At 71.4% G+C, this 10,450-nt stretch carries 10 protein-coding genes; 8 read left to right on the top strand and 2 right to left on the bottom strand.

The window, feature by feature from the left end:
* Positions 1-814 (top strand): hypothetical protein (locus tag K4G64_RS03330; protein WP_260459930.1); only part of this gene is annotated, 814 nt, incomplete at its 5' end.
* A 59-nt stretch (positions 815-873) separates the two neighbouring features.
* Here K4G64_RS03330 and K4G64_RS03325 read toward each other — a convergent pair.
* Entirely contained in the window at positions 874-2,313 is a 1,440-nt protein-coding gene (locus K4G64_RS03325; RefSeq protein WP_221754487.1) for a gamma-aminobutyraldehyde dehydrogenase, read from the bottom strand.
* 164 nt (positions 2,314-2,477) lie between these two features.
* On the opposite strand from K4G64_RS03325, the gene K4G64_RS03320 reads away from it, so the two are divergent.
* The 7 genes from K4G64_RS03320 to K4G64_RS03290 all read left to right on the top strand — a co-directional run bounded on the left by K4G64_RS03320 (position 2,478) and on the right by K4G64_RS03290 (position 9,513).
* On the top strand, positions 2,478-3,017 hold the full coding sequence (locus K4G64_RS03320) for an Lrp/AsnC family transcriptional regulator (protein ID WP_221754486.1): 540 nt from the start codon (positions 2,478-2,480) through the stop codon (positions 3,015-3,017).
* Between the two features lie 19 nt (positions 3,018-3,036).
* Positions 3,037-4,398, top strand: coding sequence for an aspartate aminotransferase family protein (locus tag K4G64_RS03315; protein ID WP_374206350.1), 1,362 nt, complete (start codon positions 3,037-3,039; stop codon positions 4,396-4,398).
* A 206-nt stretch (positions 4,399-4,604) separates the two neighbouring features.
* Entirely contained in the window at positions 4,605-5,354 is a 750-nt protein-coding gene (locus tag K4G64_RS03310; protein ID WP_221754485.1) for an ABC transporter ATP-binding protein, read from the top strand.
* Positions 5,336-6,988, top strand: a complete 1,653-nt coding sequence (locus K4G64_RS03305; RefSeq protein ID WP_221754484.1) for a hypothetical protein — start codon at positions 5,336-5,338, stop codon at positions 6,986-6,988. Before K4G64_RS03310 ends, K4G64_RS03305 begins: the two co-directional genes overlap by 19 nt.
* A 114-nt stretch (positions 6,989-7,102) precedes the next feature.
* Positions 7,103-7,510: a VOC family protein gene (locus K4G64_RS03300; RefSeq protein WP_221754483.1), complete on the top strand. Its 408-nt coding sequence runs from the start codon at positions 7,103-7,105 to the stop codon at positions 7,508-7,510.
* Between the two features lie 30 nt (positions 7,511-7,540).
* A complete protein-coding gene (locus tag K4G64_RS03295) occupies positions 7,541-8,662 on the top strand; it encodes an LOG family protein (RefSeq protein ID WP_221754482.1) in 1,122 nt (373 codons plus the stop codon).
* Between the two features lie 146 nt (positions 8,663-8,808).
* Complete coding sequence (locus tag K4G64_RS03290) at positions 8,809-9,513, top strand: LAETG motif-containing sortase-dependent surface protein (protein WP_221754481.1); 705 nt, start codon at positions 8,809-8,811, stop codon at positions 9,511-9,513.
* A gap of 123 nt (positions 9,514-9,636) precedes the next feature.
* On the opposite strand, the gene K4G64_RS03285 is transcribed toward K4G64_RS03290, so the two are convergent.
* Entirely contained in the window at positions 9,637-10,437 is an 801-nt protein-coding gene (locus K4G64_RS03285) for a maleylpyruvate isomerase family mycothiol-dependent enzyme (protein WP_221754480.1), read from the bottom strand.
* Positions 10,438-10,450 lie beyond the last annotated feature (13 nt).

Below are 10,450 nucleotides of genomic sequence, written 5' to 3'. Positions count from 1 at the left end.
TGCAGATCGTCGGCAGCGTCAGATGGGTAGAAGGGACAGGGCCCCCGGCGAGGAGCACGGGATCGACGGTGGCACCGCCTGCCCCTGGTGCGCCACGCGCAACCGCCCGGAGCGGCACTTCTGTGCCCGGTGCGCGATGCCCATGGCCGGTGACGGACCCGCCCCGGCCCCACTGCCCTGGTGGCGGCGGCTCGGCCCGTTCGGCAGCCGGGAGACGCCCTGGGCGGGCGACCGTCCCCGGCTGCGCCGCACCTTCGACCGTGTCCTGTCCTGGCTGGGCATCGCGCTGGTGCTGGCCCTGCTGATCGCGCTGGTGGTCAACATCCCGCAGGGCATCCAGGCCACCCGGGACCACTTCGCCAAGCGCGCCCCGGTCTCCCCGGACCGCTACAGCGCCTCGCGCTCCTACCCGGGCCACAAGCCCGACCTGGTCTTCGACAAGCTGAACGACACCTGGTGGGGCCCGGGCGTCTCCGAGTCGGCTCAGGGCCAGTACATAGAGGCGCGCTTCGACGAGCCCACCCGGCTGCTGGACCTGATCATCACGCCGGGCACGTCCACACGCGCCGATCAGCTCTCCAAGTCGGCGCTGCCGCACCGCCTCACGGTCACCGTCACCGGAAAGGACGGCAAGACCACATCCCGCGGCCTGACCCTCGACCAGGGGGCGGGCCCGCAGCGGCGCGCCTTCCGCGTCGGCGAGGTGACCGCCGTCCGCTTCACCATCGATTCCGCCTACGGCACCTCGGCGAAGAAGCAGGTCGCCATCGCGGAGATCGAGTTCTTCGGCCCGTCCAGCGCGAACAACACCTGAGCGCACGGCGGCCCCGGACGGATCCTGCCGTCCGGGGCCGCTCGCTCGGGTCGGGGCGCTTACGCGTCCAGCGACGTCATCACGTGCTTGATGCGCGTGTAGTCGTCGAAGCCGTAGCCGGAGAGGTCCTTGCCGTAGCCGGACTTCTTGAAGCCGCCGTGCGGCATCTCGGCGACCAGCGGGATGTGGGTGTTGATCCACACGCAGCCGAAGTCGAGCTTCTTGGACATCCGCATGGCGCGGCCGTGGTCCTTGGTCCACACGGAGGAGGCCAGCGCGTACTCGACGCCGTTGGCCCACTCCACGGCCTGCTCCTCGTCGGAGAAGGACTGGACGGTGATGACCGGGCCGAAGACCTCGTTCTGGATGATCTCGTCGGTCTGCTTCAGGCCCGAGACGACGGTCGGGGCGTAGAAGTAGCCCTTGTCGCCGACCCGCTTGCCGCCGGCCTCCACGCGCGCGTGCGCGGGCAGCCGCTCGATGAAGCCCTCGACCTGCTTGAGCTGGTTGGGGTTGTTGAGCGGGCCGAACAGCACGTCCTCGTCGTCCGGCTGCCCGGTCTTCGTCTCGGAGGCGGTCTTGGCCAGCGCGGAGACGAACTCGTCGTGGATGGACTCGTGGACGAGCACGCGGGTGGCGGCCGTGCAGTCCTGGCCGGCGTTGAAGTAGCCGGCGACCGAGATGTCCTCGACGGCCTTGGCGATGTCGGTGTCCTCGAAGACCACGACCGGGGCCTTGCCGCCCAGCTCCAGGTGGACGCGCTTGACGTCCTTGGCGGCGGACTCGGCGACCTGGATGCCGGCGCGCACGGAACCGGTGATGGAGGCCATCGCCGGGGTGTCGTGCTCGACCATCATGCGGCCGGTCTCACGGTCGCCGCAGATGACGTTGAAGACGCCCTTGGGGACGATCGAGCCGATGATCTCGGCCATGAGGACCGTCGAGGCCGGGGTGGTGTCGGACGGCTTCAGCACCACGGTGTTGCCCGCCGCGATCGCCGGGGCGAACTTCCACACGGCCATCATCATCGGGTAGTTCCACGGCGCGACCTGCGCGCAGACGCCGACCGGCTCCCGGCGCACGATGGAGGTCAGGCCCTCCATGTACTCACCGGCCGAGCGGCCCTCCAGCATCCGCGCCGCGCCCGCGAAGAAGCGGATCTGGTCGACCATCGGCGGGATCTCCTCGGAGCGGGTCAGCCCGGTCGGCTTGCCCGTGTTCTCCACCTCGGCCGCGATCAGCTCCTCGGCGCGCTCCTCGAAGGCGTCCGCGATCTTCAGCAGGGCCTTCTGCCGCTCGGCGGGCGTGGTGTCGCGCCAGCCGGGAAAGGCCTCGGCGGCCGCCGCCATAGCGGCGTCCACGTCCGCCTGCCCGGACAGCGGAGCGGTCGCGTACGCCTCACCCGTCGCGGGATTGACCACCTCGGTGGTCCGTCCGTCGGCGGCGTCCCGGAACTCACCGCCGATGTAGTTGCGCAGACGACGAAGCTCGGTGCTCACTGCCGGCCCTCCAGTTCGGATGTCCAGTACTTGAGACACCCACCCTAGTCGGCCGACCCACGTTTTCAACACCCCCACTCCCTTCGATCGTGCGGAATCCGCAGGAGTCGGGGACTCAAACAACGGATTTCATCGCTCCAGGCTTGCGGAAGTGTCGAGACCTCGTGCACAGTGACCTCGTGGCCAGTCGAAGCGCAGACCAGAAGGGCTCGCGGGAGTCCCGCGAGCCCTCCCGCGAGTCCAGGAACGGCAGCTCGGCCCAGCTGGACGCCGTCTCCCTCGCCATCATCGAGCAGCTCCAGGAGGACGGCCGCCGGCCGTACGCCGCCATCGGCAAGGCCGTGGGCCTGTCGGAGGCGGCCGTGCGCCAGCGCGTCCAGAAGCTGCTCGATCAGGGCGTGATGCAGATCGTCGCCGTCACGGACCCGCTCACCGTGGGCTTCCGCAGACAGGCGATGGTCGGCGTCAACGTCGAGGGCGACGTGGAATCGGTCGCGGACGCGCTGTCGGCGATGCCCGAATGCGAGTACGTGGTGATGACCGCGGGCTCCTTCGACCTGATGGTGGAGATCGTCTGCGAGGACGACGACCACCTTCTGGAGGTCATCAACAAACGCATACGGGCGGTGCCCGGAGTGCGCTCCACCGAGAGCTTCGTCTACCTCAAGCTCAAGAAGCAGACCTACATGTGGGGAACCCGATAATCGTGAGGACCCGATAGCCGTGAGCAAGGACCTCTCCCAGTCCGCGTACGACCACCTGTGGATGCACTTCACGCGCATGTCGTCGTACGAGAAGGCCCCCGTGCCCACCATCGTCCGGGGCGAGGGCACGTACATCTACGACGACAAGGGCAAGCGCTACCTGGACGGCCTCGCCGGCCTCTTCGTGGTGCAGGCCGGGCACGGCCGGGTCGAGCTCGCCGAGACCGCCTTCAAGCAGGCCCAGGAGCTCGCGTTCTTCCCGGTGTGGTCCTACGCCCACCCCAAGGCCGTCGAGCTGGCCGAGCGCCTCGCCGGGCACGCGCCGGGCGACCTCAACAAGGTCTTCTTCACCACCGGCGGCGGTGAGGCGGTCGAGACCGCCTGGAAGCTGGCCAAGCAGTACTTCAAGCTGACCGGCAAGCCCACCAAGCACAAGGTCATCTCCCGCGCGGTCGCCTACCACGGCACCCCCCAGGGCGCCCTGTCCATCACCGGTCTGCCGGCCTTGAAGGCTCCCTTCGAGCCGCTGGTGCCGGGCGCGCACAAGGTGCCGAACACCAACATCTACCGCGCCCCGATCCACGGCGACGACCCGGAGGCCTACGGCCGCTGGGCCGCCGACCAGATCGAGCAGCAGATCCTCTTCGAGGGCCCGGACACCGTCGCCGCGGTCTTCCTGGAGCCGGTGCAGAACGCGGGCGGCTGCTTCCCGCCCCCGCCCGGGTACTTCCAGCGGGTCCGCGAGATCTGCGATCAGTACGACGTGCTGCTCGTCTCGGACGAGGTCATCTGTGCCTTCGGCCGTCTGGGCACGTACTTCGCCTGCGACAAGTTCGACTACGTGCCGGACATGATCACCTGCGCCAAGGGCATGACCTCGGGCTACTCCCCGATCGGCGCGTGCATCATCTCCGACCGCCTGGCCGAGCCGTTCTACAAGGGCGACAACACCTTCCTGCACGGCTACACCTTCGGCGGCCACCCGGTCTCCGCGGCCGTGGGCCTGGCCAACCTCGACCTGTTCGAGCGCGAGAACCTCAACCAGCACGTCCTGGACAACGAGGGCAACTTCCGCGCCACCCTGGAGAAGCTCCACGACCTGCCGATCGTCGGCGACGTCCGCGGCAACGGCTTTTTCTACGGCATCGAGCTGGTGAAGGACAAGAACACCAAGGATTCCTTCAACGACGAGGAGACCGAGCGCGTCCTGTACGGGTTCCTCTCCAAGGCGCTGTACGACAACGGCCTGTACTGCCGGGCCGACGACCGCGGCGACCCGGTCGTCCAGCTCGCCCCGCCGCTGATCTCCGACCAGTCGACGTTCGACGAGATCGAGCAGATCCTGCGCGCCACGCTGACGGAGGCGTGGACGAAGCTCTGACGCCCGTCGCTCAGATCGTCTTCCTGGATGATCAACACCGGCCCCGGTGCCGCCCGTTCGAGTGAGAAACGGCGGCCCGGGGCCGCGTGCTGTCCGGCGTCCCGCCGCCTTCTGCCTAGCGTGCCCAGTGACCGATCGGCCCTGCCTTCGTTCCCCCGCACGGGGGATGGCACGGGAACTACGGATCTGAACCGAGGTGTACGCGCATGGAGGCCCCGCCGGACAACGACGTGCTCTGGGCACGCGCCCTGCACTTCCAGCACGACGACGGCTCGCCCGCGCTCTGCGGCGTCTCGCTCGGCGTGCGCGAGGGCGAGATCCTCGCCCTGAGCGGCCCGCGCGGCAGCGGCAAGACGACCCTGCTGCGGTGCCTGTCCGGCCTGGTGCCCGTACGGCGCGGCGAGGTCTGGTTCAACAGCGTGCCCGTGCACACCATGGGCCCGCTCACCCGCGAGCGGCTGCGCCGCGACCGCTTCGGCTGGATCGATCCGGCCCCCTCCCTGGTCCCGGAGCTCAACGCCTGGGAGAACACCGCCCTGCCGCTGATGCTGCGCGGCACCAGCCGGCGCCGCGCCAAGACCGCCGCCCTGGAGTGGCTGGAGCGCCTGGACATCGGCGACAGCGCCCGCAAACGGCCGCACCAGCTGGTGCAGGCCGAGCGGCAGCGGGTCTGCATCGCCCGCGCCCTCGCCCCCGCGCCGTCGGTGCTGTTCGCCGACGAGCCCACGGCGCCCCTGCACCGCGCCGACCGCACCCATGTGCTGCGCACCCTCACCACGGCGGCCCGCTCCCACCGCATCACCGTCGTCCTGGCCACCCATGACGCGGAGACCGCGGCCCTCGCCGACCGCACGGTGTCGCTGCTGGACGGGCGGCGCGTGCAGACGGTGCACCTGCCGCCGGTCGCCGAGCCCCGCGAGCCGGAAGGCCGGGCCGCGTGCTCGCTCTCCGTCTGACCCGCGGCGCCCACCCCGCCGTCCAGCTGCGCCGCCTGATGGTCGCGGCGGCCTCGGCGGGCACGGCCTTCCTGCTGCTCGCCGCCCTCGGCTACGCGCTGGGCCACCCCGGCTCCCCCGGCGCCGCCCTGCTGCGGCTGGCCTGGTGCGCGGCCCCGCTGGCCGCCACGATCTACTTCGCGGTCGCCGTGGCCCGTACCGACCCCGGCACCAGGCCCCGCGCGGGCCTCTCGGCGATCGGTCTCGGCCCGGTGCGCATGATGGCCGTCTCGGCGACGACAACGGCCCTGTCCTGCACGCTGGGCGCGATGCTCGCCCTGCTCGTCTTCCTGCACCTGCGGGGCGACCTGACGGGCATGCCCTTCGACGGTGCCGCCGCCGAGTCCCTCGCCGCGGACCGCCCCCTGCCGCTGCCGGGCGCCCTGACCCTGCTGGCACTCGTGCCCGTCGGCGCGTCGGTGGCGGTGGCCCTGGCCCTGCGCCCGCGCGAGGCGAGGGCCACCGGGCCCGGGGCGGCCCGGTCGTACGGCCGCTTCGGCACGTACCGACGCACCAGCACCCGCGAGACCTCCGGGGCGTACGGCCGGTTCGGCCGGCAGATCATCCGGCCCACGAAGGGCGCCCAGGCCACCGCGGGTGGGGCCGAGACCGCCACGACGAGCGGCCCGCCCGCGGCCCGGGCCGGCGGATCCGCGCCGGCGGCGGTCACGGGGCCCGGCGGCGCCGTGAGCGCGGTCGCGGACCCGCCGGCTCAGCTGCCCGGCCACATGCTCGACGACGCGGCCCAGCCGGGCGCCCCGGAGACGGGCGCCGGTGACCCTGCCGGGCTGCCCGCATCCCCTCACCCGGACGCGGCGGGCGCGCGCGGCCCGGCCGGCGATCCCGGCCCGTGGCTCAGCCCGCGCGCGGCGGCGCCGGACGCGGCCGGAGCCATCAGCCCCGCCGGCGCCCTGGCCGGACACCCCGGCCCGGGCGACGCGATGTCCGACGCCCCCGATGACTCCACGACCCCTGACGCGGCTCTGCCGGACACCATCGCCGCCCCCTCCGGTCTCCCCTGGGGGATCACCGTGCTGGCCGCGGGCCTCGCCGTGGAGAGCTACACGAGCCGTACCTCCCCGACGCCGCCCGACCTCTCCTTCTCCGGTGCGTCCCCGGGCGTGATGGCGGGCTGGGCGCTCGCCGCCGTCGGCCTGGCGCTGGCCGGTCCCGGCCTGACCCATCTGTGCGGACGGCTGCTCCAGTCGGCCCGCCCCGGTGCCCTGCGGCTCCTGGCCGGCCGCATCCTCATGGCGGAGTCCGTCCGCATCGGACGCCCCCTCGGGGTCGTCTGCGCGGTGCTGTCCGCCGCGTGGGCCATGGCGCTGCTGCATGCCCCGGACGGGCTCTCGCTCGGCCCGCTCACCACCCTCGGCGTGGTCCTCGTGACCGGCTGCACCACGGCGACGCTCCTCACGGCGGCCGTCGAGGCCCGGCAGGCCCGCGCCGCCACCACCGCCGCGCTGCTGCGCCTCGGCGCCCCCGCCACGATGCTGCGCAGCGCCGCCGCTGTACGTGTCGTCGCGCTGCTCGCCCTGTTCGGTCCGCTCACCCTGACGGTCGCGGAACTGGCGGCACTGCCCCTGGCGCGCTGAGCCCCGCGCCCTGCTGAGAACTCGTACGGGAAAAGTCCCCGTACGGCGATGAGTTCCGGACCGACCCCCGGTCTATCCCGCGTAACGACACGGACGTGATGGGAGAGACCTCGCATGTACCAGCAGATGATCTTCGTGAACCTGTGCACCGGCGACCTCGGCGCCTCGAAGAAGTTCTTCACGGAGCTGGGCTTCACGATCAACGAGCAGTTCAGCGACGACACGACCGCCTCGGTGGTGATCAGCGAGACCATCGTGGTCATGGTGCACACCAGGGAGAAGTACCTCCAGTTCACCAAGAAGGAGGTCGCGGACTCGAAGAAGACCAGCGAGGTGCTGATCGCGCTGAGCTCCGAGAGCCGCGAGAAGGTCGACGAACTGGTCGAGAAGGCGGTCGCCGCGGGCGGTTCCATCTCGGGCGAGACCCAGGACCACGGCTTCATGTACGGCCGCGCCTTCGACGACGTGGACGGCCACACCTTCGAGGTCGTGTGGATGGACCCCGCGGCCGTCCAGGGCTGACGGTGTGGGGACACGACCTAGCATGGGCGGGTGCAGACGATGCCCGCCCATGCGGCCCACCACGACGACCGTGAGATAGAGACCCTCGAGGAGTTCGACGCGACCGTCTCGGCGCGCGGCACCCTCGCCGGATACCGCGTCCAGGCCGTCGACCTGACGGACCGTACGCGCGAGCTGCTCACCACGGACACCGCGGGCGCGGTCTTCCTCGGCTGCGCGATGCGCGAGGACGCGGACGCGAAGGTCCGGGTCGATGGCGCCCTGGTCTTCCCGCCGGTCCCGAGCCTGCCGTTCGACCCCTACCGCGGTCTGGTCTACTCCCCGGACGAACTCTTCGCGTCGCTGGCCGACGGCTATGAGGCCACACCCGACGCCCTCGCCTACGCCTGGTTCCAGCGCACCAAGGCGGACCGCGACATCTACGCGTCCATGCTGCGCTCGGTCCACGACGACTCCGTCTCGGACGCGCTCGACGAACTCCTGTCCGGGGCCCGGGTCATGGGCGTCATGGGCGGCCACGCCATGGCTCGCGGAACCGAGGAGTACGCGGGAGCGGCCCGGCTCGGCCGGGAGCTGGCCCGCGCCGGCTTCACGATCGCCACCGGTGGCGGCCCGGGCGCCATGGAGGCGGCCAACCTCGGCGCGTACGCCGCCCCCTTCGACGACGAGATGCTCACCGAGTCGCTCGAACTCCTCGGCAAGGCACCGCACTTCACCCCGTCGATCACCCAGTGGGCCTCGGCCGCCTTCGAGATACGCGCCCGCCGGCCCCAGGGCGGCCGCTCGGTGGGCATCCCGACCTGGTTCTACGGCCACGAGCCGCCGAACGCCTTCGCCTCCCACATCGCCAAGTACTTCGCCAACGCCACCCGCGAGGACGGCCTGCTGGCCCGGTCCAACGCGGGTGTGGTGTTCCTGCCGGGCGCCGCGGGGACGCTGCAGGAGATCTTCGACAACGCGACGCCCAACTACTACGAGTCGCGCGGCGAGCCGACGCCGATGGTGCTGGTGAACCGCGTGCACTGGACGGAGAAGTTGCCCGCGTGGCCGTTGCTCCGGTCGCTGGCCGCAGGGCGCTCGATGGAGGCCCGGATCGCGCTGGTCGACCGGATCGAGGAGGCACCGGAGGCCTTGAAACGTCTCGGCGGTTAATAAGAAGGCAAAGCAAGTGCTTGCGACCTGCATATGCGTTGACACTACTTATGCGACGCTTATAGACCTGTGAGTCTCCCGGTAGTGCTGATGCCCAGTCAGCACTGCCTCAGCCCCCCGCTTTAGCAATCCTGTAAAGGACAAACGTGGCAGTTCTGTCCGTATCCCACCGCGCGCGTGCCGTGCGGGTCCTCGGTGTCCTCTCCGCCTCGGCCGCGCTCGCGCTCGGCACCGCGGGCAACGCGCTCGCCTGCGACATCACCGAGTTCTCCGCCGAGGCGAAGTGCGACGGCGACAAGGGCGTCATCACCGTCACCGACGTCGACCCCGCCGGCATCCCGGCCACGGTCTCCGTGTACCTGCAGAACAACGGCGCCGACGCGAGGAAGGTCGGCACACAGGTGGTCAAGGGCTCGCGCGAAGGCACCACCATCACCTTCGCCGACGACTGGAAGCCGAACGCCGAGTACCGCATCCACGTCAAGGCCGCCCGCTACGTGGACGAGGACATCAAGCCCAACCTCGTCACCCCGGCCACCGCCTGCAAGAAGGAGGAGGAGCCCCCGGCTTCGACTCCCCCGGCTTCGACTCCCCCGGCGACCCCGACCCCGTCGGCCTCTCCCTCCAAGCCGGCGGAGGAGACCGAGACCCCCGCTCCGGAGCCGTCGGAGAGCCAGAGCACCTCGCCGGCGGGCAACGTGCCCGCCCCGGCCGGTGACTCCAACCTCGCCGAGACCGGTGCCAACTCCAGCACCGGCCTCATCGCCGGCATCGCGGCGGCCCTGGTCGTCGTCGGTGGCGGCGCGGTGTTCTTCGGCATGCGCCGTCGCGGCACCAACGGCGACAGCTGACACCCGCGCACACCGTGCCGTGGCCCGTCCCCCATCAGGGGGGCGGGCCACGTCCCGTACCGGGGGCCCACGTCCCGTACCGAGGGGCGGGCCACGTCCCGTGTCAGGGGGACGCGGCCCCTTTCACCCGAACGTCGCCCGCTCCAGCCAGAACTCCAGCAGCTCCCGCTCGCCCAGCACCTCCAGCTCCGGCGCGTCCAGCGGCAGTCGGCGGTAGAACGCCAGCAGGACGGAGGTGAGCGGCCCGCGCAGGGCCACGGTCGCCTTCCGATGGCCCCGGCTCCAGGCGACACCGTCCTCGGTGAGTTCGACGAGCCACTCGGCGTTCACCTCCGGCCCGGTGTCGGTGGCGTGCAGGTGGATGCTGCGGCCGGAGCCGCGCAGTTCCTTCGCCGCGTCGTGCGGCACCGTCCGCTGCACGTACTCCACGATCTGCAGCCACTCGTCGATCGCGTCGGCGGCCACCTCGGGCGCCACCTCGTAGGGCAGCCCGGCCGCGAGCGTTGCGTCCGCGCGGTGCACGGTGATCTCGTGCGTCATCCGGCGGGCCCAGAACCCTGCGGTGAGGATCCCCGCCCAGCTCCACACCTTCGTGTCCGGCCCGGCCTCCCGCAGGGCGGCGACGACCTGTTCGCCGCTCTCCGCCAGCCAGGCGTCCAGGACGTCGGCGTCCCCCCGGGGCCCGGGCCCGGCGAGACCCGGTACCCGCTCCTCGGGCACCTCCTCGTCGGCCCGGGTCCGCACGATGAACTCCACCCAGCGCAGGGCGCCGCCCATGTGCCGTACGAGGTCCTCCAGCGACCAGTCCGGGCAGGTCGGCACGGTGCCGGACAGATCGGCCCCGGAGGTCACCACGGACCTCAACAGGTCCACCTGGTGAGCGATTTCGTCGCAGTAGCGGTCGTGTGCGAGTAGCGGCGTCATGCCCGGCACAGTA

The organism is Streptomyces sp. WAC04114 (assembly GCF_019733245.1).
Lineage (GTDB): Bacteria > Actinomycetota > Actinomycetes > Streptomycetales > Streptomycetaceae > Streptomyces > Streptomyces massasporeus_A.
Note: the sequence above shows the minus strand (reverse complement) of the source record. Positions and strands in the feature narration are given on the sequence as shown.